Genomic DNA, 26,595 nt, shown 5'->3' with positions numbered 1-26,595 from the left:
TTTAACGGCATCGTCCCGGAAGACTCACGACTTCATGTCATCGACCTCGTTCAAGCAGTCTATGCGGCGCCTGTGGGCGCTGGATAAATTCAGTTACAGCATTCGGGTATTCATCGCCCTCACCGGCAGCATGGCGCTGTGCTGGTATCAGGATGAAATGACGCTGCTGATCCCGCTGTTCCTGGGGATTATCGCCAGCGCCCTGGCTGAGACCGACGACAGTTGGCAGGGCCGCCTCAATGCCCTGGCAGTAACGCTGGTGTGCTTCAGCATCGCCGCGCTGTCGGTGGAATTGCTGTTCCCTTACCCCTGGATTTTCGCCATCTCCCTGGCTCTGGCGACGTTCGGCCTGACGATGCTCGGGGCGCTGGGCGAACGCTATGGCGCGATTGCGTCGGCCACGTTAATCCTGTCGGTCTACACCATGATCGGCGTGGACCAGCGCGGCGGCGCCGTCAGTGATTTCTGGCATGAGCCGTTGCTGCTGGTGGCCGGCGCGGCCTGGTACGGCGCGCTGTCGGTGCTGTGGCAGGCGCTGTTTTCCAACCAGCCGGTGCAGCAGAGCCTGGCGCGGCTGTTCCGCGAGTTGGGGCGCTACCTCAAGCTCAAGTCGTCGCTGTTTGAACCGATCCGCCAGCTGGATGTGGAGGCGCGCCGCCTGGAACTTGCCCAGCAAAATGGCCGGGTGGTGGCCGCGCTGAATGCCGCGAAAGAAATCATCCTGCACCGCGTGGGCAATGGCCGGCCGGGGTCGAAGGTCAGTCGCTACCTCAAGCTGTATTTCCTGGCACAGGACATCCACGAACGCGCCAGCTCATCCCACTACCCTTACAACGCCCTGGCCGATGCGTTCTTCCACAGCGATGTGCTGTTCCGCTGTCAGCGCCTGCTGCGCCAACAAGGCAAGGCCTGCCAGGCCCTGGCCGAGTCGATCCAACTGCGCCAACCGTTCATCTATGACGACAGCTTCGCCGAAGCCCTGAGCGACCTGAACGCCTCCCTGGAACACTTGCGCATCCAGAGCAACCCGGCCTGGCGCGGCCTGCTGCGTTCGTTGCGCGCCCTGGCGGCCAACCTGTCCACACTTGACCGCCTGCTCGGCGACGCGAGCAACCCCGACGCCCTGGCCGACGCCACCGACAGCAACCTGTTGGACCGCGCGCCGCGCAACCTCAAGGAAATGTGGACGCGCCTGCGCACCCAACTCACGCCGACGTCGCTGCTGTTCCGACACGCGTTGCGCCTGTCACTGGCGCTGACCATCGGCTACGGCACCTTGCATGCCATCCACGCCTCCCAAGGTTATTGGATCATCCTCACCACCCTGTTTGTGTGCCAGCCCAACTATGGTGCGACGCGGCGCAAGCTCGGCCAGCGGATCATCGGCACCGCTATCGGCCTCACCGTGGCCTGGGCGCTGTTCGACCTGTTCCCAAGCCCCTTGGTGCAATCGATGTTCGCCATCGCTGCCGGCCTGGTGTTCTTTATCAACCGCACCACCCGCTACACCCTGGCCACAGCAGCAATCACCCTGATGGTGCTGTTCTGCTTTAACCAGGTGGGGGATGGCTACGGGCTGTTTTTGCCACGGCTGTTCGATACTTTGCTCGGCAGTTTGATCGCCGGCCTGGCCGTGTTCCTGTTCCTGCCGGACTGGCAAGGCCGTCGCCTGAACAAAGTGCTGGCCAACACCCTGACCTGCAACAGCATCTACCTGCGCCAGATCATGCAGCAATACGCCGCCGGCAAAAGCGACGACCTGGCCTATCGCCTGGCCCGCCGCAACGCGCACAACGCCGATGCGGCGCTGTCCACCACGCTGGCGAACATGTTGATGGAGCCGGGGCATTTTCGTAAGGAGGCGGATGTGGGCTTCCGTTTCCTGGTGTTGTCCCACACCTTGCTCAGCTACTTGTCAGGCCTCGGAGCCCACCGCGATACGCCATTGCCGGCTGAGGTGCGCGAGCATCTGATCGACGGCGCGGGTAAAACCCTCGCTGCGAGCATCGATGAAATCGCGACAGGTTTGGCCAACAAGCAACCCATTGCGATCCAGAGCGACGCCGAGGAAGCCCTGGCGGCGGACTTGGAGCAGATGCCGGATGAGATTGATGAAGGGCAGCGATTGGTGCAGACACAGTTGGCCTTGATTTGCCGGCAGTTGGGGCCGTTGCGCACCTTGGCGGCGCACCTGATCAAAGATACCAGCGCGGCTTAGGCCGCTATCGGGGGCAAGCCCCTCCCACACTTGATCGGATTCACACGGTCCAAATGTGGGAGGGGCGGTGCGACGATTCGACTTGCTCCCGATGAGGCCCGCACAGGCACTACATGCCATGGGCCTTCATCAACCGCGCATAACTGCCATCGACCTTCATCTTGGCAATCTCGCGGTCAAAGCTCGCCACAATCTGCGCGTGCTCAGGGTTCTTCAGGCTCACCAGAATATGCAGGCTGTTTTCACTCAGCGGCTGTGGCAGGAACTCCACCGTATTACGCACCCGGGCCGACTCCCGTGCCAGGTAAAAGCGCGCCACATATTCATCCTCCACCGTCAGCCGCACCCGCTGCGCCGCCAGCATGCGCACGGCCATGGCGAAGTTATGCACAGGCACTTTCTGCAACTGCGCATCCCCATCGAACGCCGCTGAATACGCATAACCACGTACCACCGCGATGGGATAGTCGTGCAGTTGCTGCAGGTTCTGAAACTCGATGGGGTCGTCACGGCGCTTGATAAAACGCACGCGGTTGAGCAGGTATTCGCCGGAGAATTGCCCCAAGTGCGTACGCGCGTCGTCGTACCAGGCGTTGACCAGCACGTCATAGCGCCCGTCGCCCACGCCCATCAGCGCGCGAGCCCAGGGCACCTGCTCGAAATCGCTGGCATAGCCCGCGCGCGCCAGGGCCGTGCTGACAATATCAGTGGCCAAGCCCCCGTTGATCAGCGTGGCATCGGTAAAGGGCGGCCAGGCATCCGCGACCAGGCGCAGGCGCTGTGCACATGCAGGCGTTGCCAGCAGCAACACTCCAATCAAAGCAACGGCACGAGAGAATCGCGGCATGCTCAAAATCCTTGGCGGACAGGCGGTGGCCTTAGCTCAGGCTGCGCCTGAGGTTCTAACATTAGCTCAGATTACACAAAGAAACGGCCGCCGCCTGCACTCAATAGTGGCAAATTGATTTCATTCACAAAAATAGTTGATTTAGACACCGAAACCCGTCGCGCCTACTATCCAGAACAGACATTTACGAGAGAACACACCATGACAGTCGATTGGGTCTGCAAACATCACACCGACCTGGGCAAGGAGCAGCTATACGCCATCCTGCGCTTGCGCTGCGAGGTTTTCGTTGTCGAGCAGAAGTGCGTTTATCAGGACATCGACGGGCAGGATCTGACGGGTGATACCCACCATCTGATGGCTTGGAAAGACGATGAACTGATGGCCTACCTGCGCCTGCTGGATCCGGAATCCCAAGGTGGCGATGTGGTTATCGGTCGGGTGATCGTCGCACCGGCGGCACGGGGTACCGGGCTGGGGCACGAGATGATGGAGGAAACCCTCAGGCAGATTGATGAGATCTGGCCTGAGACGCCGATATTCCTGTCAGCCCAGGCGCATTTGCAGGGCTATTACGGGCGGTATGGGTTTGTGGTGGCGGGTGAGGAATACCTGGAGGATGACATTCCACATATTGGTATGCGGCGCGCTTAAGGCCGCCATCGGGGGCAAGCCCCCTCCCACAGTTTGAATGTGCGAATACATTCAAATGTGGGAGGGGGCTTGCTCCCGATGGCGCCAGACCAGCCACCGCCAAACTCAGGGATAACCCAGAACCCGCTTGATCTGGTCGAGATTCACCTCGATCCAGCCCCGATCAATCGCGCCCCAGTCGCGAATCCGATAGTGCCCGGCATGGTTGCGGGCGCCGTCTTCCTGTTCGAATTCACACACGATATCCAGGTCAGCCAACGCCGCAATGGTGTCCTGCGCCGTTCGCCGGGGCATACCGGTGACGTCGGTCAGCGCCGGCACACTGCTGGCGAGCCCGCTGTCGATCAGGTACGCCACGTACAGGCGGCGGTAGAAGCTGCTTTTGGTCTTGCTCACATCCATGGTCAGTCGCCTTGTGCGGTCAGGGCTTACCCTGCAGGTCGCGATACGTGAGGTACACCCGCAGGTCGAATTCCACCTGGTGGTAGCCCGGCATCATGTAATCGCAAAGTTTATAGAACGCCTTGTTGTGGTCCGATTCCTTAAAGTGCGCCAGCTCGTGCACCACGATCATGCGCAAAAATTCCGGAGCGGCGTCCTTGAACAATGAAGCAATGCGGATCTCTTTCTTGGATTTGAGGTTGCCGCCCTGCACCCGCGAAATCGTGGTGTGCAGCCCGAGGGCGCGGTGGGTCAGATCCAGGCGGTTATCGAACAGCACTTTGTCGATCGCTGGCGCATTGCGCAGGTGTTCCTGCTTCAACGCCAGTGCGTAGGCGTACAGGGCTTTGTCGCTCTGCACCGCATGACGCTCGGGATAACGCTGCTCCAGGTAAGCGCCCAACTGGTCCTTGGCGATCAGTTGACGTACTTGCTCCTGGAGGGCTGCGGGGTAAGCCTGGAGGTATTTCAGCGCGGTCATTGAGGTCTGCAACAGGGTTCGAATGGGCGCCAGTGTAGCGAATTCAGCGCAGGCGGGCGCGTGACCAGTCGACCACTTCGTCGGCCATCAATGGGTGCGCCGCCCACGGTCCCTGGATAAATGGGCAGCCATGGGCTTTGAGCCACTGGGCTTGCTCCTGGGTTTCCACACCCTCGGCCACCACCAGCACGTCAAAATGCCCGCACAGTTCGATAATGCTGCGTGCCATCGCTGCGTCCCTCACCGACCCCGGCAGGCGCGCGACTAATTGCGGATCGAGTTTGAGGGTGTCGAACTCCAAGTCACGCAGATGCGCCAGGGAGCATTGTCCCGAACCAAAGTCATCCAAAGCGATGCGCACCCCGATTCGGCGCAGTAACTTGAGCTGCTTGGTGGCCTCTTCCAAGCTACTCATCAGGCAATCCTCGCCGATTTCCACCTCCAACTGCCCAACCTGAAGCCCATGTCGCTCCATCACCTGCTGCAACTGGTTAGCCAGGTTGGGCATATTGAACTGGCTGCTACTCAGGCTGACGCTCAGCACCAATTCATCGTCGAAGGTGCTTTGCCACACCTGACGCTGGGCAGCGACCTGTTGATAAATCCACGCGCTCAGCTGGCTGATCAGTCGCGCTTCCTCCAGCAGCGGTAAAAACAGCCCAGGCGGTACATCGCCGACGCTGGGGTGTTGCCAACGCAATAACGCCTCGACACCGCGCAGGCGCCCATCCGCCAGAGAGACCTGAGGCTGGTAGACCAGGGTGAAATCCTTGTTTTGAATGGCCGTACGCACGCTGTCTTCGAGCATCAGCCGCGAGCGCGCGCGGCCGTTCATTTCCTGGTCGTAATAGCGATACTGCTGACGGCCCGCGCGCTTGGCTTCGTACATGGCGATGTCGGCCGCACGCAGCAAACCATTCAAGTCCGAACCGCAGTCCGGGAAGGTCGCAATGCCAATGCTCACGCCGAGCATCACATCCAAACCGTCAACCTGCTGACAAACAGAGACTCGTTCGATCAGTTTTTCCGAAATTTTTGCCGCCTGCTCTGGGAATTCCAACTCCAGCAGCGCAGTAAATTCATCACCGCCCATGCGGCCGATAATGTCGTAGGAGCGCAAGCCGCCCTGCAATTGCTCCGAAACCCAGCGTAAAACCCGGTCGCCCGCATCATGGCCCAAAGAATCGTTGACGCGCTTGAAACCGTCGAGGTCCAGGTACAGCAACACCAAGGACTGCTCTGTGCGTTCACTGCGCAACAGCGTGTTCTCCACAGCCTGGTGGAAGCCGCGTCGATTCAGCAGCCCGGTCAGCGGGTCGGTAACGGCTTGGAATTCCAACTGCTGATGCAGGTGGCGCACTTCGGACATATCCAGCACCGTCACCACCATGGCCTTCTGTTCGGCGGGCAGCGGCGCGCATGACAACGCCGCCGGCACCTGCTGGCCACGGCCGGTGCGCAGAAGCGCATCGTGCAGGCGCCAGGTTTCGCCCTTGCGGTAACCGGCGTACATCTGCGAATCCAGCCACGTGGGCACATGGGGCTTTTGCATGAAACTCAGGAATTCCTGGCCCTGTAACTCTTGGATCGGGGCATTGAGCAGGCGCGAGATCGCCGGGTTGGCGTATTCGATCACGCCCTCCTCACTCACCACCAGGATGCCCTCGGCGGCGTTATCCAACACCGAGGCATTAAAGGCCCGGGCTGACTCCAGATCATGGCTCAGGCGCTGCAAGGCCCGGCGAATGCGCTGGTGCTCCAGCAACGCCTGGACCTTGGGCTTGAGAATATGCGGGTCGAAGGGTTTGAACAGGTAGTCGATGGCGCCACTGGCATAGCCTTCCAGCACGGCGGCGGGCGACTGGGCGTTGGCACTCAGGAAGATAATAGGGGTCATGCGTGTGCGCTGGTTGCCACGCATCAGGCGGGCGACTTCAAAGCCGTCCATGCCGGGCATCATTACATCCAGCAATACCAGGTCCACTTCATGCTGCAGCAGCACCTCCAGAGCTTCCAACCCGGATTCCGCGGTGACCACCTGCCAGTCATCACGTTGTAGCAGCGCACGCATGCTGATCAGGTTTTCCGGGTAGTCATCGACGACCAGAAGAACCGAACTGCCATCGCCATGAGGTGGAGCGCATTCCATGCTGGGTCTCTTCCTTAGGTCTACTCCGGTCACTTCTGAGAGAAAACGCGGATAAACATTGAGGGCTCACTCTAGCCCTGGATACTGAAAATCAGAAGTGACGTGGATGCCATCATTGCGCCAAAGTTCACTCAGCCGACTAACGGTCAACCTCTACAGCCCACGGTTCATGGGAAACATGGCTTTTTGGCATTCATTTGGCGCCAATAAATTGCCAGCAAATGTTTAACAACAGGCCGGCCACCGCCTATAAAGAACCTGTAAGGCCCACGGGCCAAAGCCTTCACCCCCTGTAAAAGGCCAACGCCATGATCGACCTCTCCACTTGGAACCTGAGCATTCCGGTCGGCTCGCCCCCCGCGACTATCGACACCCCAAAGCTGCTCAGCGGCTTCAACGACCAGTACTTCCAGGCCGAAGGCAGCAACGTGCAGTTCTGGACACCCGTCACCGGCACCCGCACCGAAAACGCCATCTACCCACGCAGTGAGCTGCGCGAAACTTACGCCGACGGGCGCTTGCGTAACTGGACCTACCCCGAAGCCGACAACTTCCTGCGCGCCACCTTGGCCGTGAACCAAGTACCGTCCAGCGGCAAGATCGTCATCGGCCAGATCCACGCCTATGACAGCCAAAAACCGCTGATCAAGCTCGAATACCAGTTCAAGGAAAAGACCCAGACCGGCAACATCGTCGCCAAAGTGCGCATGCGCCCGGATGAAGGTGAAAGCCGCGTGGTCATCGTCGCGTCCAATGTGCCGCTGGAGAAAAGCTTTACCTACGTGATCAACCTCAACAAAGCCGGGCTGCTCAGCGTGTACGCCGCCGACAGTGAGTGGAACGAACGCATTGGCGCAGCGTGGGGCAGCAAGCCGCTGTACTTCAAGGCCGGCGCGTATGTGCAGGACAACAGCGGGGACAGCAAGGAAGGCGCGAAGGTGACGTTTGCGAAGTTGGATATTGATCACGAGTGAGGCATGACCCAACGTTTTCGCGATATCACGCATAGCCAAATCATCTTGAAAAGTGTCAGGCCTCACAGTCGCCAAGATTAACCTATTGGGGGAATCTAACGCCCATAACCGTGGGCCTCCCCCATGGATCTGGAGTCTTGAGATGCGCATGTCAATGAATGACATCCGTAAAAAACTTCAATCGACGAAGAAATTCAAAATAGACGTCCGCCTGAGCGATAGCTCCGACGAGACCGATGAAGGAGAAGACCCAAGGTTCTACGATAAAAAAGCAGAGCTGACTTACTATCGCTCAGCAGGCGTGTACCGGACCGTCAACCTCAGGACATAAAGACCATTGAGCCGATCAGCGATAACACAAAGTCATCGAACCCTTTGGATTACTGAGCCCGGCATAAACTCGGCAGGTGTTTTCTGTTGCCCAAGGATGATTCACTGACATCCCCAGCCTCTTAAACAATGCACCAGCTCCTGCGGCAAGGGCACTTGCTACCGCCGGAAGCCGCTGCGCAGTCCAACCGAAGCGCCCTTGCCCCACGCAGTTTTCTGTTCGCTCTCTCGATTGACAGCCAACTAATCCGGCCCTTTTTGAATCGATAGCCCATCCGCTGTTAACGACCTCCATCTCCCGCTAGCTGGATCATCAAGGCGTGGCTGCCTTATAACAGGTGGAGGGCTGGAATTCGCACTAACATATATAGCAAAAAGTCATAAAAAACTGTTAATTATTACAGGTTTCAAAACCATTATTTCAATCCAAACTAATTATCACAAGATGGAAAAAAGGTTTATGCAGCGAACACACCATCCTGGCAAACCATGGCGCCCCCCTAGTTAGAGCGACATTAAATATAACTTACCCGTACAACTTTGTTATTCGAAAAAACAAGGAGAATTCAAATGAGCGTCATTACCCCTATCATCGAAAGAATAAACGGCTCTACAGCATCGCCAAGCGCTACAGCTCTCGTTGACCGCTCTTTCAGAATCGAAGGCATTGGCTTTCCAAATGGGGAACTAGAGGTACGACTGGGCGCTGCCAGCAGCAAGCCACTGAAAACGATAAAAATCTCAGCGAATGGAATATTTTCAGATAGTGTAATGGCCTCAATCTCAGGCCCTGTTACTTTGACGCTGACTGAAACTGATGCGACCCCGAAACAAGTCTCGATAAATCTTGATATTCAGAAAAAAATCACTGAAAACTTAGCCGATGAAGAATTGAGATTCGCCCTTAATCAAGAATTTGTTACCAATAACAACTTTAAATTCATACACGAGGGCAACATTGAGCGATCTTTCAGCAAATCCATAGAAGCCATGACCACGACTAACCTTAGAAAACATGTAATTAGTGACATTCAGCGCGAAGCACTCTTCGGGCCTAAAGTCTATGTTTTTAGATCAGAGCAGGCCGTGGCCGCATCGGTAAAAATTTCTTTGCGAGGAACAGATGATGTCCCTCTCAATTTCAACAAAATGAGTTTTTCATATATCGCTGTTGGCCCTTTGTCATTCGAATGGTCGGATGGCAAGACCACTACCCCCATAAAAGCAGCAACAGAGGGTTTAGACCGGTTTACCTTCAGCACTTTAAACATGGAGTATATTGTTATAAGGAGCAAGCCAACGGCCTCATTCTATTTTGTAGCAGGACACTTTGAAGCGGAGCCTGTATAACGTCCAAAATCAGCTAAATATAACAACCCGTCTCACGACGGGTTGTTATATTGCACAACTACAGGACACCGTAAATTTCATGCCCGCGAGCGAGGCTCCAACGAACATTACGCTTGCTCATCAAAAACCCGCATCGCCACGGGTTTATTCACGCTTGCGGTTCAATTCACCTTAGCGTTCAACTCACCTTTCAGGTAACGCTGGTACATCGCTTCCAGCGAGATCGGCTTGATCTTAGAGCCGTTGCCGGCAGTGCCGAAGGCTTCGTAGCGAGCGATACACACATCACGCATCGCGGTTACGGTGGCGCCGAAGAATTTACGTGGGTCGAACTCGCTCGGGTTGGTGGCCATCAGGCGACGCATTGCGCCGGTGGACGCCAGGCGCAGGTCGGTGTCGATGTTGACCTTGCGCACGCCGTGCTTGATGCCTTCAACGATTTCTTCAACCGGTACGCCGTAGGTTTCTTTGATGTCGCCGCCGTACTGGTTGATGATCGCCAGCCACTCTTGCGGGACCGAGGAAGAACCGTGCATCACCAAGTGGGTGTTAGGGATGCGCTTATGGATTTCCTTGATGCGGTCGATGGCCAGTACGTCGCCGGTAGGCGGCTTGGTGAACTTGTAGGCGCCGTGGCTGGTGCCGATGGCGATGGCCAGGGCATCGACCTGGGTCTTCTTGACGAAGTCAGCGGCTTCTTCCGGATCGGTCAGCATTTGGCTGTGATCAAGCACGCCTTCGGCGCCGATGCCGTCTTCTTCGCCGGCCATGCCGGTTTCCAGGGAACCCAGGCAGCCCAGTTCGCCTTCAACCGAGACGCCGCAGGCGTGAGCCAGGGCCACGGTTTGCTGGGTTACGCGCACGTTGTATTCGTAGTCGGTTGGGGTCTTGCCGTCTTCGCCGAGGGAGCCGTCCATCATCACCGAGCTGAAGCCCAGTTGGATGGAGCGCTGGCACACGTCAGGGCTGGTGCCGTGGTCCTGGTGCATGCACACCGGGATGTGCGGAAACTCTTCGATTGCGGCGAGGATCAGGTGACGCAGGAATGGAGCACCGGCGTATTTGCGGGCACCGGCCGAAGCCTGGACGATCACTGGGGAGTCGGTCTTGTCAGCGGCTTCCATGATGGCGCGCATCTGCTCAAGGTTGTTGACGTTAAAGGCTGGGACGCCGTAGCCGAACTCGGCTGCGTGGTCCAGCATTTGACGCATGCTGATAAGTGCCATTGTGTTGTCTCTCCCGGTCGAGGGTCGTTAATCGTGCAAGCCTGCCGTAGCGGCGGCTGCTATTCAAGTTATTGCCGGTCAGGTTTTGCATGCCTGGCCTGCTGAATCGTTATTGCAGTGTCCGGCTCGCCATTTGGAACCGAATCAATGTGGGAGGGGGCTTGCTCCCGATAGCGATCTATCAGTCGCTGACTTCGGTGACTGACCCACCGCAATCGGGAGCAAGCCCCCTCCCACATTTGGATCTCAATACATTCGAGACCGTGTTCTGTTTACTGGGCCTTGCAGCCCCGCCCGATCAAATCGTCGGTGGCAACCCAGTAAACCAGGCCTTCCTCACCCTTGGTGTGAAACGCCAACTGGTCGTTGCTGTACAGCACGCCCGAAGCGGCAACGTCCTGTTTAAGGCGGTAAACCTGGTCGGAACCGCCGAGGCGTACATCCACCTCGCTACGGGCCTGGTTGGCAAATCGCCAGTTGACCTCGGCCTTGCTGTCGCAGGTCCAAGTGGTCCACTTATCGGCAGGCTCTGCCTTGTTGAACATGTTCATGCTGCTGCAACCGGCCAGTAGGGCCAGGGCTGCCAGGGCGAAAACGCCTTTCATTGCCAATCCTCGCAGCGGTGCCAGAGGCCGCCGATGCTGTCGGTTAGTTGATCAGACCCGTCAAGGGCAACCCTGTTCCTGACCGTTGGGCGCGGAGTCGTATTTCTCCAGCCGTTCGTTGCCGATGCGCTTGTTGATCACCGGCATGGTCTCGGCTTGCCAATCGGCCTGGTAGCAGCTCTTTTTCTGCACAGGCAACGGCTTTCCAGCCTCCTGCGCCGCGCTTGGCGTGCTGCCGCAGCCGGCCAGAAGGCCCGCTGCGATCAACAGTGCCAACGACTTGATCATGGGAATGCTCCTTTTCCTGATCACGGGCCTTAGCCTTTGGCTCGGGCTTCCAACACTTCAACGGCGGGCAGCACTTTGCCTTCGACGAATTCAAGGAACGCGCCGCCACCAGTAGAAATGTAGGAGATACGGTCAGCCACACCATATTTATCGATGGCCGCCAGGGTGTCGCCACCGCCGGCGATGGAGAACGCCGAGCTTTCAGCGATGGCATTGGCCAGCACTTTGGTGCCGTTGCCGAACTGGTCAAACTCGAACACGCCGACCGGGCCGTTCCACAGAATGGTCTGGGAGGCTTTCAGCAGTTCGGCGAAGTTGGCTGCGGTTTGCGGCCCGATGTCCAGGATCATGTCGTCGGCAGCCACGTCAGCGATGAGCTTGACGGTGGCGGCGGCGCTTTCAGCGAACTCCTTGGCAACCACCACGTCTACCGGCAACGGCACACTGACCTTGGCAGCGATGGCGCGAGCGGTATCCAGCAGGTCCGGTTCATACAGGGACTTGCCCACCGGGTGGCCGGCTGCGGCCAGGAAGGTGTTGGCAATGCCACCGCCGACGATCAATTGGTTGCAGATCTGGCTGAGGCTGTTGAGCACGTCCAGCTTGGTGGACACCTTGGAGCCAGCCACGATGGCAGCCATCGGCTGGGCCGGTGCGCCGAGGGCCTTGCCCAGTGCATCCAGTTCAGCAGCCAGCAGCGGGCCAGCAGCCGCAACCTTGGCGAACTTGGCCACGCCGTGGGTGGAACCCTCAGCACGGTGAGCCGTACCGAACGCATCCATCACAAATACGTCGCACAGGGCTGCGTATTGCTGGGCCAGTTCGTCACTGTTCTTTTTCTCGCCTTTGTTGAAGCGCACGTTTTCGAACAGCACGATGTCGCCGGCCTTGACGTCAACGCCACCCAAGTAGTCAGACACCAACGGCACTGTGCGGCCCAGGGCCTCACTCAGGTAATCGGCCACAGGCTTGAGGCTGTTTTCTTCCGAGAACTCACCTTCGGTCGGACGACCCAGGTGGGAGCAGACCATTACGGCCGCGCCTTTTTCCAGGGCCAGCTTGATGGTCGGCAGCGAAGCCCGGATTCGCGCATCGCTGGTGACAACACCGTCCTTGACTGGGACGTTGAGGTCTTCGCGAATCAGTACGCGCTTACCTTGCAGATCGAGGTCGGTCATCTTCAACACGGTCATGGGTCGCAGTTCCTGAATTGACTTATTTAAAGGGCAGGTTTTGATGAGGCAACGTGCAGATAGTGTTCTGCAACATCCAGCATGCGGTTGGCAAAACCCCATTCGTTATCGAACCAGGCCAGGATATTCACCAGCCTCGGGCCGGAAACGCGGGTCTGGCTGGCATCGACAATTGCCGAATGCGGGTCATGGTTGAAGTCACAACTGGCGTGGGGCAACTCGGTGTAGGCCAGTAAGCCTTTGAGCGGGCCGCTGGTGGCGGCATCGCGCAGAATCCGGTTGACCTCCACCGCATCGGTGTCGCTGACGGTTTGCATGGTGATGTCCAGGCAAGACACGTTTACCGTCGGCACCCGTACGGCTTTGGCCTGAATTCGCCCGGCAAGTTCCGGCAGCAGGCGTTCGATGCCACGGGCCAGGCCGGTGGACACCGGAATCACCGACTGGAACGCCGAGCGCGTACGGCGCAGGTCTTCGTGGTGATAGGCGTCGATTACCGGCTGGTCGTTCATGGCCGAATGGATGGTGGTGATCGATACGTAATCGATGCCAATCGCCTGATCCAACAGGCGTAACAGTGGCACGCTGCAGTTGGTGGTGCAGGAGGCGTTGGACACCAGCAGCTCATGGCCGGTCAGGCAATCCTGGTTGATGCCGTAGACGATGGTGGCGTCGACATCCGCCTCGCTGGCCATTGGCTGGGAAAACAGCACACGCGGCGCGCCGGCGTCGAGAAAACGCTGGCCATCGGCGCGGGTGTTATAGGCACCGGAGCATTCCAACACCAGGTCGACGCCCAGCGCCGCCCAGTCGATGCCCTCGGGGGTCGCACTGCGCAGTACTTTTACGCAGTCGCCTTTGATATGCAGACAATCGCCCTCAACCCGCACTTCGCCGGGGAAGCGGCCGTGGGTGGAGTCAAAGCGTGTCAGGTATTCGATGCTGGCCATGTCGGCCAAATCGTTGATCGCGACAATTTCAAACCCGGCTGCCGCCCCTCGCTCGAACAGAGCACGCAAGACGCAACGACCAATGCGGCCGTAGCCGTTGAGTGCAACTTTGTAGGGACGCGGTTGGGGCATGGGGTTCTCGATCAAGGTTAGTTCGGTGCTGAATGCACTATCGCCATCGCGGGCAAGCCCGCTCCCACATTAGACCGCGATCCAAATGTGGGAGCGGGCTTGCCCGCGATAGCGCCAGTTCAGACAACGCAGACTGACTTAGTCTTCCAGCAGCTCTTCAGCCTGACCCAGGATGTTTTCCAGGGTGAAACCGAACTCTTCGAACAAGGCTGGAGCCGGCGCCGACTCACCGTAGGTGGTCATGCCGATCACGCGACCTTCCAGGCCCACGTACTTGTACCAGTAGTCGGCGTGAGCCGCTTCGATGGCGATACGCGCGCTGACCTGCAACGGCAGGACCGATTGCTTGTAGCCGGCATCCTGGGCTTCGAACACGCTGGTGCACGGCATGGACACAACGCGTACGTTACGGCCTTGGGCAGTCAGCTTGTCGTAGGCCTGAACGGTCAGGCCCACTTCGGAACCGGTGGAGATCAGGATCAGCTCCGGCTCACCCACGCAGTCTTTGAGCACGTAGCCGCCACGGCTGATGTCGGCGATCTGTGCGTCGGTACGCACTTGGTGCTGCAGGTTCTGACGGGAGAAGATCAGCGCCGAAGGGCCGTCTTTACGCTCGATGGCGTGCTTCCATGCCACGGCGGATTCCACCGCGTCGGCTGGGCGCCAGCAATCCAGGTTCGGTGTGGTGCGCAGGCTGGTCAGTTGCTCGACCGGCTGATGCGTCGGGCCGTCTTCGCCCAGACCGATGGAGTCGTGGGTGTAGACATGGATCACACGCTTCTTCATCAGCGCAGCCATACGTACCGCGTTGCGCGCGTATTCCATGAACATCAGGAAGGTCGCGCCGTAAGGCACCAGGCCGCCGTGCAGGGACACGCCGTTCATGATGGCGCTCATGCCGAACTCGCGCACGCCGTAGTACATGTAGTTGCCGCTGGCGTCTTCGGCCGAGACACCTTTGCAACCTTTCCACAGGGTCAGGTTGGAACCGGCCAGGTCAGCCGAACCGCCGAGGAACTCAGGCAGCAGTGGGCCAAAGGCGTTCAGGGTGTTCTGGCTGGCTTTACGGCTGGCGATGGTCTCGCCCTTGGCCGCGACTTCGGCGATGTAGGCCGAGGCTTTTTCCGAGAAGTCGGCAGGCAGGTCGCCAGCGAGGCGGCGAACCAGCTCATTGGCCAGCTCTGGGAATTCGGCGGAGTAGGCAGCAAAACGCTGGTCCCACTCGGCTTCGGCCGCCAGGCCTTTTTCCTTGGCGCTCCACTCGGCGTAGATGTCGGCCGGAACTTCGAACGGGCCGTGGTTCCACTTCAGCGCTTCACGGGTCAAGGCGATTTCCGCGTCACCCAGTGGGGCGCCGTGGCAGTCTTCTTTACCTTGCTTGTTCGGCGAACCGAAGCCGATGGTGGTCTTGCAGCAGATCAGGGTCGGCTGCGCGCTCTTGCGAGCGGTGTCGATGGCAGTCTTGATCTCTTCCGGATCGTGGCCGTCGACATTGCGGATCACCTGCCAGTTGTAGGCTTCGAAACGCTTAGGGGTGTCGTCGGTGAACCAGCCTTCGACTTCGCCGTCGATGGAGATGCCGTTGTCATCGTAGAAGGCGATCAGCTTGCCCAGGCCCAGCGTGCCGGCCAGCGAAGCGACTTCGTGGGAAATGCCTTCCATCATGCAGCCATCACCCAGGAACACGTAGGTGTGGTGATCGACGATGTCGTGGCCAGGACGGTTGAATTGCGCGCCCAGGACTTTTTCAGCCAGTGCGAAACCTACAGCGTTGGCCAGGCCTTGGCCCAGGGGACCGGTGGTGGTCTCGACGCCTGGGGTGTAGCCGAACTCAGGGTGACCCGGAGTACGGCTATGCAGCTGGCGGAAGCTCTTGAGGTCATCGATGGTGACGTCGTAGCCGGTCAGGTGCAGCAGCGAGTAGATCAGCATCGAGCCGTGGCCGTTGGACAGCACGAAGCGGTCACGGTCGGCGAAGGACGGGTTGCTCGGGTTGTGTTTCAGGTAATCACGCCAAAGTACCTCGGCGATATCCGCCATGCCCATCGGGGCACCGGGATGGCCGCTGTTGGCTTTTTGCACGGCATCCATGCTGAGGGCACGAATGGCGTTGGCACGCTCACGACGGCTGGGCATCGCTGTTCTCCTGAGGATTTTGAAGAGTGAATGATTAAAAGAAACGGAAAAAAGGACCGGCATTTTCCCTCAGCCACCGCCTGCGGGCAATGACAGATAGTCACTTGTGGCTGTTTTTCCTGTGCTTTGCGCGGCAATCGCCTGCATTGACCGCCTACTTGTTCGTCTAAAAGTTATAGCGGCTGCTTATAACCGCCACTTATCGATCAATATCAAAACTTTTTGATATTGACCTTGCGAGGATATCCACCCGTCACTAGACTGCTGCCCTTATGAATCTACCCGTGCCCTCACTGCGTCCCGACGACGGCGATGAACTGGCAGCCTTGTGCAAGGCCGCTGGGGACCCGTTGCGTCTGAACGTCTTGCGCGCACTGGCAAACGATTCCTTCGGCGTACTGGAACTGGCGCAGATCTTCGCCATCGGCCAGTCCGGCATGAGCCACCATTTGAAGGTGCTGTCCCAGGCCGACCTAGTGGCCACACGCCGCGAAGGCAATGCAATTTTTTACCGCCGCGCCCTGCCCCACACCGATCTGCTCGGCGGCAAGCTGCACGCCGCCCTGCTCGAAGAAGTCGACAACCTGAGCCTGCCAACCGACGTACAGTCGCGTATCGGCCAGGTTCACGGGCAACGCGCAGCGGCGAGTCAGGATTTTTTCGCACGGGTGGCCGAGAAGTTTCGCGCGCAGCAAGACCTGATCGCCGGCCTGCCGCAGTACCGCGACAGCGTGCTGGCGCTATTGGACAAGCTGAGCTTCAGTGATGAGGCGACCGCGTTGGAAGTCGGGCCTGGGGACGGCGGTTTTCTGCCGGAGTTGGCGCGCCGCTTTCATCAGGTAACCGCGCTGGACAACAGCCCGGCGATGCTCGAACTGGCGCGCCAGTTGTGCGAGCGTGAATCGCTGCGCAATGTGACCCTGCAACTGGCTGACGCCTTGAGCGGCACACAGATCAAAGCCGACTGCGTGGTGCTGAACATGGTCTTGCACCATTTCGCCGCCCCCGCCGACGCGTTAAAGCAAATGGCCGGGTTGCTGCACCCCGGCGGTAGCCTGTTGGTTACGGATTTATGCAGCCACAACCAGAATTGGGCCAGGGAGGCCTGCGGTGATCTCTGGTTGGGTTTTGAACAGGACGATCTGGCCCGTTGGGCCACCGCTGCGGGGCTCGTTCCCGGGGAAAGCCTCTATGTAGGCTTACGTAATGGTTTCCAGATCCAGGTTCGCCATTTTCAGCGACCGGCTGGCGACACTCACCATCGGTAATATCAGGAAAACATCGAGATGAGCGAATACTCCCTTTTCACCTCCGAGTCCGTGTCTGAAGGGCATCCGGACAAAATCGCCGACCAGATTTCTGATGCGGTGCTGGACGCCATCATTGCTGAAGACAAGTTCGCCCGTGTGGCGTGCGAGACTCTGGTGAAAACCGGTGTAGCGATCATCGCTGGCGAAGTGACCACCACCGCCTGGGTTGACCTGGAGCAGATCGTCCGTGACGTGATCACCGACATCGGCTACACCAGCTCCGACGTCGGCTTCGACGGCGCGACCTGCGGCGTGATGAACATCATCGGCAAGCAGTCCCCAGACATCAACCAGGGTGTCGACCGTGCCAAGCCGGAAGACCAGGGTGCCGGCGACCAAGGCCTGATGTTCGGCTATGCCAGCAACGAAACCGACGTGCTGATGCCTGCACCGATCACTTTCTCGCACCAGTTGGTACAGCGCCAGGCAGAAGCCCGCAAATCCGGCCTGCTGCCATGGCTGCGCCCGGACGCCAAGTCCCAGGTGACCTGCCGCTATGAAGGCGGCAAAGTCGTCGGTATCGACGCTGTCGTATTGTCGACCCAGCACAACCCGGACGTGTCCTACGCCGACCTGCGTGAAGGCGTGATGGAGCTGATCGTCAAGCACGTACTGCCGGCCGAGCTGCTGAGCAAAGACACCCAGTTCCACATCAACCCGACTGGCCAGTTCATCATCGGTGGCCCGGTGGGCGACTGTGGCCTGACCGGTCGCAAGATCATCGTCGACAGCTACGGCGGCATGGCTCGCCACGGCGGCGGCGCGTTCTCCGGTAAAGATCCGTCCAAGGTTGACCGTTCGGCCGCTTACGCAGGTCGTTATGTGGCCAAGAACATCGTTGCTGCCGGCTTGGCCGAGCGTTGCGAGATCCAGGTGTCCTACGCCATTGGTGTGGCCCAGCCTACGTCGATCTCGCTGAATACCTTCGGTACCGGCAAGATCAGCGACGACAAGATCGTTAAGCTGGTGCGTGAGATCTTCGACCTGCGCCCTTACGCGATCACCACCATGCTCGACCTGCTGCACCCGATGTACCAGGAAACCGCAGCCTACGGCCACTTCGGCCGCACCCCGGAGCAGAAGACCGTCGGCGACGACACCTTCACCACCTTCACGTGGGAAAAAACCGACCGCGCCAACGACCTGCGCACCGCCGCCGGCCTGTAAGTACGCGTTGCACCCAAAAGCCCTGCCGGGTTCGCCCGGCAGGGTTTTTTATTGCCTGCGCGATCACCTTCACATTTTTTGGATCCAAACCTTGCAGGCCCAATGATGGCCCTCTAGAATCCGCGCCCTCTCGGGCCCTCTACCTTATTTGGATATTGCCCTGCGCCAGCCCGGGATAGACACGCGCGCAGGCAATCGAACATTGAGGTTTTTCATGCGCATCTCCACGCTCGCCCCTGCTGCCCTTCTGCTCAGCCTGTTCGCCCTGCCGGCCCACGCCGCCGACCTGAGCGCACTGAGTGGCGCCCTGAGCTCCCAGTTGGGTGGCGGTAACTCCGGCGACTGCCAGAAGCAAGCCGCAGACCTGCAAACCAAGATCGATGCGGCCGAAGCCAGCAAAGACACCTTCAAAGTGAAGGCCTTCAAAGCGGCGCAAGACCAGATCAACAAAGGTTGTGACAAACTGTCTGAAGCCCAGGCCAAAGCCGATGCCAAGCAGCAAACCCAGGAAGCCAAGGCTGACAAGCCGGATGCCGTGAAAGCCTTGGGCGGTTTGTTCAAGTAAGCAGAAACACCCGGTAAAAAGCCCCGCACTGTCGGGGCTTTTTTGTGGCCGGGAGGTTCATTTAGGCTGGGCACCCTTTCCGAGCAAGGATGCTCATGATGCGTTTACTGATTGCTCTGTCACTCAGCGCGTTGCCCTTTTTGGCATGGGCCGAAGCCTGTACCGATGAGGCCAGAACCCAGGTCGACACCCTGGCCGAACAGGTCCGTCTGTGGGACGACAGCTACCACCGCCTCGGCCAATCACCCGTCCACGATGAACTCTACGACCAAGCCCGCCAGCGCCTGGCCCATTGGCGCCAGTGCTTCCCTCAAACCCTCGCAAAACCTGACAACCCGCTGGCCGGCGCTCGGGGCACCTTCCGGCATCCCGTTGCTCATACCGGCCTGGAAAAACTGCTGGATGAACAGGCCGTCGGTGCCTGGCTCGATAGCCGACAAGACGTGTGGATTCAACCCAAGGTCGACGGGGTTGCAGTGACGCTGGTGTATCGTCAGGGCCGGTTGGAGCAAGTGATCAGCCGCGGCGATGGCGCACTTGGTCAGGACTGGTCCGCTTCCGCCCGCAGGATCCCCGGCATTGTCCAGCAACTGCCGGAGCCTATCGACGTGGTACTGCAAGGCGAGCTCTATTGGCGCTTGGACGACCACGTGCAATCGACCACTGGTGGGCTCAATGCCCGCAGCAAGGTGGCTGGCCTGATGAACCGTCGACAGCTGAGTGACGCCGACGCCGCTGGTATAGGCCTGTTTGTCTGGGCCTGGCCGGACGGCCCAAGCGTATTTACCGAGCGCCTGGCCACCCTGGCACGATGGGGTTTCACCGACAGCATGCGTTACAGCCAGCCCATCCGAACTCTCACCGAAGCCGCGCACTGGCGCATGTATTGGTACAACCACTCACTGCCCTTCGCCAGTGATGGAGTGGTGCTGCACCAAACATCACGAGCGCCCGGCAAACGCTGGCAAGTCAGCGCCCCCTACTGGGCGGTCGCCTGGAAGTACCCGACTTCCAAGGCGTTGGCTCTGGTACGCAAGGTGCAGTTCAAGATCGGCCGCACGGGGCGCATCACCCCCATTCTGGAGTTGGAGCCGGTGCGGCTGGACGACCGGCAGATCCGCCGGGTCAGTGTCGGCTCCTTGAAACACTGGCAAGCGCTGGATATTCGCCCTGGCGACCAAGTATCCATCAGCCTGGCGGGCCAGGTGATCCCTCGGTTGGACCACGTGATCCTGCGCAATCCCACGCGGATCGACCTGCCAGTGCCCGACCCGCGAGACTTTCACGCCCTGAGTTGCTGGCAACTGGACCCAGGCTGCGAAGAACAGTTGCTCGCACGCCTGACCTGGCTGAGCAGCAACCAGGGCCTGGCGTTACCGCACATGGGGCGCGAGACGTGGAACGTATTGATCCAGGCCGGTCTAATCGCAGGCTTTCTCGATTGGTTAACCCTGGATGCGGCAGAGCTTGCTAACATTGATGGCTTGGGTGAGCGCAGCCGCACCCGACTGCTCGACAGCCTTCACAGCGCTCGGCAACGACCCTTTGCACAATGGCTAAAAGCCTTGGGTGTGCCGCCTGCGGCCCGCAGCAACCTGGAAGGAAACTGGCAGACACTGGTTGCCAGAGACACCCAGGCCTGGTTGGAGATCGATGGCATAGGTCCGGCTCGTGCAGCGCAACTGAGCGCTTTTTTTCGCGACCCGCAGGTACAGTCCTTAGCTGAAACGTTACGTGTGGCCGGAATAGACGGGTTTTGAACGCGCCCCCAGCCACCTTTAAACCACCGCAGAATTCACCCTGCCCTTTGCGAATCTGGAGCTCCACATGAAATTCCTCGCCCCTTTTGCCCTGCTGACCGTCGCAAGCTTTATGGCCACGCCGCTGCTGGCTGCCGAAGAAGCCCCCCAACTCACTGGCTGCGCCGCTAAGCGCCAAGCCATCAGCACCCAGATCGAACAAGCCAAGGCCCATGGCAACAGCGACCAACAAGCCGGCCTGGAAAAAGCCCTGAGCGAAGTGACCGCCAATTGCACCGACGCATCGCTGCGCAAGGAGCGGGAAAACAAGGTGCTTGACGCCAAGCACGACGTCAGCCGCCGTCAGGCGGACCTCGACAAGGCAATGAAAAAGGGCGACGCGGAGAAGATCAACAAGCGTAAGGACAAACTTGCCGAGTCCCGCAAGGAACTGCAGGACGCCGTGGAAGAACTTGACCAGTAAAACCGGTCAGTGGTCCCGAAACTGTTTATGGCAGGCACTGCAGGCATCTTCGACTTTCTGTACGGCAGGGGAAAGGTTACTGGCCTTGTAGGGCTGCACTTGGCTGGCGATCACCAATTCACCGGTGGCCGCCTCCAGGTCGCGGGCCAACTGCTGGAATTGCGCTTGTTTTTGCCACACGTCATCCTTGGCGCTGGTGTGATCTTCCTCGCGCACGCTCGGAAAGTGTTTCCAAGGTTCATGGGACAACGCATCGAGCTTGACCGCGCCCTCAGCGAATTTCGCGCCGTCGAACGCAATGCGTCCGCGCAACATGCCGCCCAGGTCTTCGCCGGTCTTGAGCATCTGCTTGAAGATCGCCTTGCGCTGGCCCAAGGGCGAATTCGGATCGACACCGCCGCAGGCAGACACTGCCAGGCAGGCCAACAATACAACCGTCAATTTTTTAAAAGTCATGGTGGCTCAGGGTCACGGGAAACGGCGGCCAGTATCCTCGCCCCACCCGCAAAGACCAATAGCCCTATTAATAATAAGGGTTGCCCAACGGCGCTACGGCGCGGGCAACCGTTTCAGGAATTACATGTATGAGTCTCACATTGAAACCCTGGAGCCGCCGCCTGGCATGGGCTCTGCCGATGATTGCGCTGCTGGCCGGCTGCGACGCGGGCAAGGACACCGGCAAAGACACGGCCAAAGATGAAGTTGCCAAACCCCACGCCGTCGCCACCTATGTAAACGCACCTTGGGAAGCACTGCCGGCGGTGTCCGACAGCGACCTGCTGGCCGGCTTTGAGTCATGGCGCAGTGCTTGCCAACGCCTGAAGGCCGACCCTGTATGGGGCGCGACCTGCGCGGCAGCGGCCAGCGTGCCGGGCAATGCTGTGGCGGTGCGAGGCTTTCTCAAGGAGCGTCTGGATGTGTTCGGCTTGCGCTCGTCCGATAACACCCCTAACGGTTTAATCACCGGCTACTACGAACCGGTCTACCCCGGCAGCCTGACCAAGACTGCCACCGCCCACGTGCCGGTGTATGGCGTGCCGGATGACCTGATCATCGTCAACCTGGAAAGCATTTATCCTGAACTGAAAGGCAAGCGCCTGCGCGGTCGTCTTGAAGGTCGCGTGCTCAAGCCTTATGACGATGCCAGCGCCATCAACGGCCAAGGCTCCACAGCTAAGCCGATCGCCTGGCTGACCAACCCAATGGACCTGCAATTTCTGCAAATCCAGGGTTCAGGCCGCATTCAATTGAAAGACGGGCGCCAACTGCGCGTCGGTTACGGCGACCAGAACGGCTATCCCTACCGCCCTATCGGCCGCTGGCTGGTGGAGCAAGGCGAGTTGAAAAAAGAAGACGTGACCATGGGCGCCATCAGCGCCTGGGCGAAGGCGCACCCGGAACGAATCCCGGAACTGCTGGCGAGTAACCCCAGCTACGTGTTCTTCAGTGCTCGCCCCGACAGCAACGAAGGCCCACGTGGCTCGCTGAACGTGCCGTTGACCGCCGGCTACAGCGTGGCGGTGGATCGCAAAGTCATCCCGCTGGGCAGCCTGCTGTGGCTGTCGACGACAAAGCCCGATGGTTCGCCGATCGTTCGACCGGTCGCGGCCCAGGACACCGGCGGTGCAATTACCGGTGAGGTGCGTGCGGATTTGTTCTGGGGCACCGGCGATGCGGCAGGTGAGCTGGCGGGGAACATGAAGCAGCAAGGGCAAATCTGGATGCTATGGCCCAAGGGCGCAGCATTGCCGCAGGTGCCGGAGATACTCTAGATCAACTGTGGGGGCGGTTGGACTTGCCGCCCCTCACAAGTGGATCTGCGTCACGGCTCAGATCGAGACAAAGAAGAAACTCGCAATCAACGCCATGCCCACGAACCACACCAGTGAACGCAGGATCGCCCAATCGGCCACGTAGCAAATGATGTACAAGAGGCGGCTGGTGATAAACAGCACGGCCAGTACATTGATGGTCACCAGTTCAGCCGTACCCGCCAGGTGCGCGATAATCACCGCCGCCGCAAATGCCGGGGTGACTTCAAAGCTGTTGAGCTGGGCGTTGTGGGCGCGCCGAGCGAACCCATCGAGAGTCTCCAGAAAAGCGCGAGGGTCATGGTTCTGCCGAGGCCCGAACTTGCCCTGACTGAACTTGGCCAACCCTGTGCACAGGTAAGGCAAGAAAATTGCGATCAACACACACCAGAAAGCTACCGTCATCACTGATTCCTTTTTAGTTTTCTATTTTTAATTTGAAACAGAAATTAGAGTTTTAGCACCAATTCTGGCAAGCCGCACCCACCGCTATGAGCCGCCACACGCCAAAAGGTTCTACCGGTGTTTTGCGCCCTGCCTGCAACCTCAGGCCGCTGCGGCGGTCCATCCACCCACTCATGACTGATCTTTCCCACTCCAAGGACCCCGGATGCTTGAACTTGTCGCCGCCTTCATTTGCCTCACCACCCTGCTCACCTATGTGAACTTCCGTTTTATCGGACTGCCGCCCACCATCGGTGTGATGGTCACGGCCCTGCTGTTTTCCCTGATCCTGCAAGGCTTGAGCGTGCTCGGCTACCCAGGTCTTGAGGAGCGTATCCAGCAACTGATCGGCCAGATCGACTTCGGCGACTTGCTGATGAACTGGATGCTGTCATTCCTGCTGTTCGCTGGCGCTTTGCACGTCAACCTCAACGATCTGCGCAGCTACCGCTGGCCCATCGGCCTGCTGGCAACCTTCGGCGTGTTGATCGCCACCGTAGTGATCGGCAGTCTGGCGTACTACATTTTTGCCCTGTTCGGCTGGCACGTGAGCTTCCTCTACTGCTTGCTGTTCGGCGCACTCATCTCGCCCACGGACCCGATTGCGGTACTCGGTGTATTGCGAACCGCCAATGCGTCGAAACCGCTGAAAACCACCATCGTCGGCGAGTCGCTGTTCAACGACGGTACAGCGGTGGTGGTATTTACCGTGCTGCTGGGCATCGCACAATTGGGCGAGACGCCTACCGTGGGCGCCACAGCCATGTTGTTTGTCCATGAAGCCGTTGGCGGCGTGGCGTTCGGGGGGCTGATCGGCTATCTGGTCTACCTGATGATCAAGAGCATCGAACAGCACCAGATCGAAGTCATGCTGACCCTCGCCCTGGTGATCGGCGGCTCAGCAATGGCCACCGAGCTGCACGTCTCCGCCCCGATTGCGATGGTGGTGGCCGGGCTGATCATCGGTAACCTCGGGCGCAAGCTGGCGATGAACGACATGACCCGTCGCTACCTGGACGGTTTCTGGGAATTGCTCGACGACATGCTCAACGCTCTGCTGTTTGCGCTGATCGGCATGGAATTGCTGCTGTTGCCGTTCAATTGGCTGCACGTATTCGCGGCCAGTTTGCTGGCAGTGGCGATCCTGCTCTCACGCCTGCTAACTGTGGCCCCGGCGATCCTGCTGCTGCGCCGCTGGCGTACCGTGCCGCGCGGCACCATCCGCATCCTCACCTGGGGCGGCTTGCGCGGCGGGGTTTCGGTGGCACTGGCTCTGGCCCTGCCACTGGGGCCGGAGCGCGATCTGCTGCTGAGCATCACCTACATCGTGGTGCTGTCGTCGATCCTGCTGCAGGGTTTGAGCATCGGCAAACTGGTCAAACGCGTGACCCGGGACGACCCCCAGGCCACGCCTGACGCTCACTGATCCTTGTCGATAGGTTGCGGATGCCTTGGGTCCGCAGCCTTCTTACCCGGCAAGCTGCCTTCACTGCGAATCTGCGCATGGCTGATCAAGGCAAAGATAAAGCTGCCACCGATGATGTTGCCGGCCAGAGTCGGGCCGGCAAACACCAGCCAGAAATCCTTCCACGGCAACTCGCCGGCGAATACCAGATAAGACACTTCCGCAGACCCCACCACGATATGGGTGAAATCCCCCAGCGCCATCAGGTAAGTGATCAGGATAATGATCCACATCTTGGCGCTTTCCATCGACGGGATCATCCACACCATGGTGGCGATCATCCAGCCGGAGACGATGCCTTTGGCAAACATCTGGCCGGTGTCGTTCTCCATGATCTTGCGCCCGATTTCCAGGAAGGCCTGGTCGGTCTTTGTGTCGAAGATCGGCAAGTGCAGCATCACATACGCCACCAACAGGGTGCCGCAGAGATTACCCACCAGCACCACCGACCACAGCCGTAACAGGCGCCCGGCATTGCCAAAGGTCGGCTTGCTCATCACCGGCAGCACCGCGGTCAGGGTGTTTTCGGTGAACAGTTGCTGCCGCGCAAGGATTACCGCGAGGAAGCCCGCGCAGTAGCCGAAGCTGGCAATCACCTTGAAGGCTTCACCCTCGGGAAGACGTGAATTGAGCAATCCCATGGCCATCAGCGACAGGCCCATGGTCAGTCCGGCCGCCAGTGCCGACCACCACAAAGCGGCAACACTGCGCTCCAGCTCCTGATCTCCCTGGGTGCGGATAATTTCATGCAGGACCGCAGCGCGGGGCGGCTGGTTGTCGTCGACGTCCTGTTGCTCTTCCTGGGATAAGTTGGGGGTCTTGCCGTCTTGTTGCGTGGCCATGGCGATACCTGAACGGGGGGCGGTGTTCAGGTACGACCTATGGCCGATCAATAGCGTTCACTGGTCCGACGCAGGATTATTCGCTGACGCCGTCGTCCTGGAACTGGTCTTTGACGTACTTGATCTCGGTACGCCCGTGAGGCGCCGGCAATCCGTCTTCGCCGAGGTTGACGAAGACCATTTTCTCAACCGTGAGGATGCTCTTGCGGGTGATCTTGTTGCGCACTTCACAGGTCAAGGTGATGGAGGTGCGGCCGAACTCGGTGGCGGTGATGCCCAGTTCGATGATGTCACCCTGGCGCGAGGCACTGACGAAGTTGATTTCGGAGATGTACTTGGTCACCACCCGTTGGTTGCCCAGTTGGACAATGGCGTAGATGGCTGCTTCTTCGTCGATCCAGCGCAGCAGGCTGCCACCGAACAGGGTGCCGTTGGGGTTGAGGTCTTCAGGTTTTACCCATTTGCGGGTGTGGAAGTTCATGGTCACTCCAAAGCGTCTTGCCGAATGATGGGCGACATCATGGCAGAGCCCAGGCCCAAGCTCTATGAGCCATTGCCTATCAAGCCCATGAACGATCTTCATGCCGCCGACAGAAAGGCTTGGGAAGTCTGGCGCACACGGCTATAATCGCCCCCGTTTCAAAACGGTCATCTTCGATTGATACCGTTCTCCCGCAACCTGTCCGAGGGGCGCTGCAGCAGGCTAGGCCTGTCAGGCTCGGATGGGGCGTTGTCCGGCCTGATTCCCCTGGCCTGATACTAAACGCACAACGGCGCCCATTCGCACACTACGA

General features: G+C 59.3%; 26 protein-coding genes and 1 riboswitch. Of the genes, 12 read left to right on the top strand and 14 right to left on the bottom strand.

Translation table 11 applies throughout. The features are described from left to right. Positions 1-34 precede the first annotated feature (34 nt). On the top strand, positions 35-2,218 hold the full coding sequence (yccS, locus tag AB4N82_RS12100) for a YccS family putative transporter (protein ID WP_032884039.1): 2,184 nt from the start codon (positions 35-37) through the stop codon (positions 2,216-2,218). A 109-nt stretch (positions 2,219-2,327) separates the two neighbouring features. Here yccS and AB4N82_RS12095 read toward each other — a convergent pair whose 3' ends face one another. Next, on the bottom strand, positions 2,328-3,065 hold the full coding sequence (locus AB4N82_RS12095) for a substrate-binding periplasmic protein (RefSeq protein ID WP_032884040.1): 738 nt from the start codon (positions 3,063-3,065) through the stop codon (positions 2,328-2,330). A 201-nt stretch (positions 3,066-3,266) separates the two neighbouring features. On the opposite strand from AB4N82_RS12095, the gene AB4N82_RS12090 reads away from it, so the two are divergent. Then, positions 3,267-3,719 carry a GNAT family N-acetyltransferase gene (locus AB4N82_RS12090; protein ID WP_122763914.1) on the top strand — a complete coding sequence of 151 codons (453 nt, stop codon included), beginning with the start codon at positions 3,267-3,269 and terminating at the stop codon, positions 3,717-3,719. Between the two features lie 105 nt (positions 3,720-3,824). Here the strand turns inward: AB4N82_RS12090 and AB4N82_RS12085 are convergent, their stop codons facing one another. From AB4N82_RS12085 to AB4N82_RS12075, 3 genes are read right to left on the bottom strand one after another with little or no spacing between them, the layout of a single operon-like run. Continuing rightward, a complete protein-coding gene (locus tag AB4N82_RS12085; protein WP_032884042.1) occupies positions 3,825-4,121 on the bottom strand; it encodes a winged helix-turn-helix domain-containing protein in 297 nt (98 codons plus the stop codon). A 19-nt stretch (positions 4,122-4,140) separates the two neighbouring features. Continuing rightward, entirely contained in the window at positions 4,141-4,641 is a 501-nt protein-coding gene (locus AB4N82_RS12080) for a M48 metallopeptidase family protein (RefSeq protein ID WP_032884043.1), read from the bottom strand. A 43-nt stretch (positions 4,642-4,684) separates the two neighbouring features. Beyond that, positions 4,685-6,790, bottom strand: a complete 2,106-nt coding sequence (locus AB4N82_RS12075) for a putative bifunctional diguanylate cyclase/phosphodiesterase (RefSeq protein WP_032884044.1) — start codon at positions 6,788-6,790, stop codon at positions 4,685-4,687. A 308-nt stretch (positions 6,791-7,098) separates the two neighbouring features. Between AB4N82_RS12075 and AB4N82_RS12070 the strand changes: the two genes are divergently transcribed. The 3 genes from AB4N82_RS12070 to AB4N82_RS12060 all read left to right on the top strand — a co-directional run bounded on the left by AB4N82_RS12070 (position 7,099) and on the right by AB4N82_RS12060 (position 9,444). Continuing rightward, a complete protein-coding gene (locus AB4N82_RS12070; protein WP_032884045.1) occupies positions 7,099-7,764 on the top strand; it encodes a polysaccharide lyase family 7 protein in 666 nt (221 codons plus the stop codon). A 142-nt stretch (positions 7,765-7,906) separates the two neighbouring features. Then, complete coding sequence (locus AB4N82_RS12065; protein ID WP_122763915.1) at positions 7,907-8,095, top strand: hypothetical protein; 189 nt, start codon at positions 7,907-7,909, stop codon at positions 8,093-8,095. Positions 8,096-8,664: 569 nt separating this feature from the next. Continuing rightward, entirely contained in the window at positions 8,665-9,444 is a 780-nt protein-coding gene (locus tag AB4N82_RS12060) for a hypothetical protein (RefSeq protein ID WP_460104960.1), read from the top strand. A gap of 161 nt (positions 9,445-9,605) precedes the next feature. Here the strand turns inward: AB4N82_RS12060 and fba are convergent, their stop codons facing one another. The 6 genes from fba to tkt all read right to left on the bottom strand — a co-directional run bounded on the left by fba (position 9,606) and on the right by tkt (position 15,974). After that, positions 9,606-10,670 (bottom strand): class II fructose-bisphosphate aldolase, encoded by a 1,065-nt coding sequence (fba, locus tag AB4N82_RS12055; RefSeq protein WP_032884050.1) that lies wholly within the window; start codon positions 10,668-10,670, stop codon positions 9,606-9,608. Between the two features lie 272 nt (positions 10,671-10,942). Next, positions 10,943-11,275, bottom strand: a complete 333-nt coding sequence (locus AB4N82_RS12050; RefSeq protein ID WP_017531025.1) for an MliC family protein — start codon at positions 11,273-11,275, stop codon at positions 10,943-10,945. Between the two features lie 60 nt (positions 11,276-11,335). Next, the gene (locus AB4N82_RS12045; protein WP_032884051.1) at positions 11,336-11,563 is read right to left on the bottom strand and encodes a hypothetical protein; all 228 of its coding nucleotides are present in this window, start codon (positions 11,561-11,563) and stop codon (positions 11,336-11,338) included. A gap of 29 nt (positions 11,564-11,592) precedes the next feature. Further along, positions 11,593-12,756, bottom strand: a complete 1,164-nt coding sequence (locus tag AB4N82_RS12040; RefSeq protein WP_032884052.1) for a phosphoglycerate kinase — start codon at positions 12,754-12,756, stop codon at positions 11,593-11,595. A 26-nt stretch (positions 12,757-12,782) separates the two neighbouring features. Further along, entirely contained in the window at positions 12,783-13,838 is a 1,056-nt protein-coding gene (gene epd / locus AB4N82_RS12035) for an erythrose-4-phosphate dehydrogenase (RefSeq protein WP_032884053.1), read from the bottom strand. A 138-nt stretch (positions 13,839-13,976) separates the two neighbouring features. After that, the gene (gene tkt / locus AB4N82_RS12030; protein WP_032884054.1) at positions 13,977-15,974 is read right to left on the bottom strand and encodes a transketolase; all 1,998 of its coding nucleotides are present in this window, start codon (positions 15,972-15,974) and stop codon (positions 13,977-13,979) included. Positions 15,975-16,246: 272 nt separating this feature from the next. Here tkt and AB4N82_RS12025 point away from each other — a divergent pair, with 272 nt between their 5' ends. The 5 genes from AB4N82_RS12025 (at position 16,247) to AB4N82_RS12005 (ending at position 21,239) form a co-directional block, all read left to right on the top strand. After that, a complete protein-coding gene (locus AB4N82_RS12025) occupies positions 16,247-17,242 on the top strand; it encodes an ArsR/SmtB family transcription factor (protein ID WP_095185106.1) in 996 nt (331 codons plus the stop codon). An 18-nt stretch (positions 17,243-17,260) separates the two neighbouring features. Next, a complete protein-coding gene (gene metK, locus AB4N82_RS12020) occupies positions 17,261-18,451 on the top strand; it encodes a methionine adenosyltransferase (RefSeq protein WP_032884058.1) in 1,191 nt (396 codons plus the stop codon). A 214-nt stretch (positions 18,452-18,665) separates the two neighbouring features. Next, entirely contained in the window at positions 18,666-19,016 is a 351-nt protein-coding gene (locus tag AB4N82_RS12015; protein WP_032884059.1) for a DUF1090 family protein, read from the top strand. 95 nt (positions 19,017-19,111) lie between these two features. Then, on the top strand, positions 19,112-20,776 hold the full coding sequence (gene ligB / locus AB4N82_RS12010; RefSeq protein WP_460104957.1) for an NAD-dependent DNA ligase LigB: 1,665 nt from the start codon (positions 19,112-19,114) through the stop codon (positions 20,774-20,776). A gap of 67 nt (positions 20,777-20,843) precedes the next feature. Next, positions 20,844-21,239: a DUF1090 domain-containing protein gene (locus tag AB4N82_RS12005; protein WP_032884062.1), complete on the top strand. Its 396-nt coding sequence runs from the start codon at positions 20,844-20,846 to the stop codon at positions 21,237-21,239. 6 nt (positions 21,240-21,245) lie between these two features. On the opposite strand, the gene AB4N82_RS12000 is transcribed toward AB4N82_RS12005, so the two are convergent. Next, positions 21,246-21,695 carry a c-type cytochrome gene (locus tag AB4N82_RS12000; RefSeq protein ID WP_032884063.1) on the bottom strand — a complete coding sequence of 150 codons (450 nt, stop codon included), beginning with the start codon at positions 21,693-21,695 and terminating at the stop codon, positions 21,246-21,248. 128 nt (positions 21,696-21,823) lie between these two features. On the opposite strand from AB4N82_RS12000, the gene mltA reads away from it, so the two are divergent. Then, on the top strand, positions 21,824-23,011 hold the full coding sequence (mltA, locus tag AB4N82_RS11995) for a murein transglycosylase A (RefSeq protein WP_095185110.1): 1,188 nt from the start codon (positions 21,824-21,826) through the stop codon (positions 23,009-23,011). 57 nt (positions 23,012-23,068) lie between these two features. Here the strand turns inward: mltA and AB4N82_RS11990 are convergent, their stop codons facing one another. Next, the gene (locus AB4N82_RS11990) at positions 23,069-23,455 is read right to left on the bottom strand and encodes an MAPEG family protein (RefSeq protein WP_032884065.1); all 387 of its coding nucleotides are present in this window, start codon (positions 23,453-23,455) and stop codon (positions 23,069-23,071) included. Between the two features lie 205 nt (positions 23,456-23,660). Here AB4N82_RS11990 and AB4N82_RS11985 point away from each other — a divergent pair, with 205 nt between their 5' ends. After that, positions 23,661-24,920: a cation:proton antiporter gene (locus tag AB4N82_RS11985; RefSeq protein ID WP_032884066.1), complete on the top strand. Its 1,260-nt coding sequence runs from the start codon at positions 23,661-23,663 to the stop codon at positions 24,918-24,920. On the opposite strand, the gene AB4N82_RS11980 is transcribed toward AB4N82_RS11985, so the two are convergent. Together AB4N82_RS11980 and AB4N82_RS11975 are read right to left on the bottom strand one after the other, a co-directional pair. After that, complete coding sequence (locus AB4N82_RS11980; protein ID WP_032884067.1) at positions 24,914-25,801, bottom strand: formate/nitrite transporter family protein; 888 nt, start codon at positions 25,799-25,801, stop codon at positions 24,914-24,916. The genes AB4N82_RS11985 and AB4N82_RS11980 overlap by 7 nt on opposite strands. A 76-nt stretch (positions 25,802-25,877) precedes the next feature. Further along, positions 25,878-26,282, bottom strand: coding sequence for an acyl-CoA thioesterase (locus AB4N82_RS11975; protein ID WP_032884068.1), 405 nt, complete (start codon positions 26,280-26,282; stop codon positions 25,878-25,880). Positions 26,283-26,480: 198 nt separating this feature from the next. Further along, a riboswitch (S-adenosyl-L-homocysteine riboswitch) is annotated at positions 26,481-26,587 on the top strand. Positions 26,588-26,595: the final 8 nt, after the last annotated feature.

The organism is Pseudomonas sp. H1_D04, assembly GCF_054683855.1.
The sequence above is the reverse complement of the archived record's forward strand: the minus strand, read 5'-3'. Positions and strand labels throughout refer to the sequence as shown.

Coding starts and splice junctions, on each gene's coding strand:
- AB4N82_RS12025 (WP_095185106.1), top strand. CDS start 16,247: ATGAATCTACCCGTGCCCTCACTGCGTCCCGACGACGGCGATGAACTG.
- AB4N82_RS12045 (WP_032884051.1), bottom strand. CDS start 11,563: ATGATCAAGTCGTTGGCACTGTTGATCGCAGCGGGCCTTCTGGCCGGC.
- AB4N82_RS12050 (WP_017531025.1), bottom strand. CDS start 11,275: ATGAAAGGCGTTTTCGCCCTGGCAGCCCTGGCCCTACTGGCCGGTTGC.
- yccS (WP_032884039.1), top strand. CDS start 35: ATGTCATCGACCTCGTTCAAGCAGTCTATGCGGCGCCTGTGGGCGCTG.
- AB4N82_RS12075 (WP_032884044.1), bottom strand. CDS start 6,790: ATGGAATGCGCTCCACCTCATGGCGATGGCAGTTCGGTTCTTCTGGTC.
- tkt (WP_032884054.1), bottom strand. CDS start 15,974: ATGCCCAGCCGTCGTGAGCGTGCCAACGCCATTCGTGCCCTCAGCATG.
- AB4N82_RS12090 (WP_122763914.1), top strand. CDS start 3,267: ATGACAGTCGATTGGGTCTGCAAACATCACACCGACCTGGGCAAGGAG.
- AB4N82_RS12015 (WP_032884059.1), top strand. CDS start 18,666: ATGCGCATCTCCACGCTCGCCCCTGCTGCCCTTCTGCTCAGCCTGTTC.
- AB4N82_RS11990 (WP_032884065.1), bottom strand. CDS start 23,455: ATGACGGTAGCTTTCTGGTGTGTGTTGATCGCAATTTTCTTGCCTTAC.
- AB4N82_RS11985 (WP_032884066.1), top strand. CDS start 23,661: ATGCTTGAACTTGTCGCCGCCTTCATTTGCCTCACCACCCTGCTCACC.
- AB4N82_RS12005 (WP_032884062.1), top strand. CDS start 20,844: ATGAAATTCCTCGCCCCTTTTGCCCTGCTGACCGTCGCAAGCTTTATG.
- AB4N82_RS12000 (WP_032884063.1), bottom strand. CDS start 21,695: ATGACTTTTAAAAAATTGACGGTTGTATTGTTGGCCTGCCTGGCAGTG.
- AB4N82_RS12040 (WP_032884052.1), bottom strand. CDS start 12,756: ATGACCGTGTTGAAGATGACCGACCTCGATCTGCAAGGTAAGCGCGTA.
- fba (WP_032884050.1), bottom strand. CDS start 10,670: ATGGCACTTATCAGCATGCGTCAAATGCTGGACCACGCAGCCGAGTTC.
- AB4N82_RS12085 (WP_032884042.1), bottom strand. CDS start 4,121: ATGGATGTGAGCAAGACCAAAAGCAGCTTCTACCGCCGCCTGTACGTG.
- metK (WP_032884058.1), top strand. CDS start 17,261: ATGAGCGAATACTCCCTTTTCACCTCCGAGTCCGTGTCTGAAGGGCAT.
- AB4N82_RS11980 (WP_032884067.1), bottom strand. CDS start 25,801: ATGGCCACGCAACAAGACGGCAAGACCCCCAACTTATCCCAGGAAGAG.
- AB4N82_RS11975 (WP_032884068.1), bottom strand. CDS start 26,282: ATGAACTTCCACACCCGCAAATGGGTAAAACCTGAAGACCTCAACCCC.
- AB4N82_RS12080 (WP_032884043.1), bottom strand. CDS start 4,641: ATGACCGCGCTGAAATACCTCCAGGCTTACCCCGCAGCCCTCCAGGAG.
- epd (WP_032884053.1), bottom strand. CDS start 13,838: ATGCCCCAACCGCGTCCCTACAAAGTTGCACTCAACGGCTACGGCCGC.
- AB4N82_RS12060 (WP_460104960.1), top strand. CDS start 8,665: ATGAGCGTCATTACCCCTATCATCGAAAGAATAAACGGCTCTACAGCA.
- AB4N82_RS12065 (WP_122763915.1), top strand. CDS start 7,907: ATGCGCATGTCAATGAATGACATCCGTAAAAAACTTCAATCGACGAAG.
- mltA (WP_095185110.1), top strand. CDS start 21,824: ATGAGTCTCACATTGAAACCCTGGAGCCGCCGCCTGGCATGGGCTCTG.
- AB4N82_RS12070 (WP_032884045.1), top strand. CDS start 7,099: ATGATCGACCTCTCCACTTGGAACCTGAGCATTCCGGTCGGCTCGCCC.
- AB4N82_RS12095 (WP_032884040.1), bottom strand. CDS start 3,065: ATGCCGCGATTCTCTCGTGCCGTTGCTTTGATTGGAGTGTTGCTGCTG.
- ligB (WP_460104957.1), top strand. CDS start 19,112: ATGATGCGTTTACTGATTGCTCTGTCACTCAGCGCGTTGCCCTTTTTG.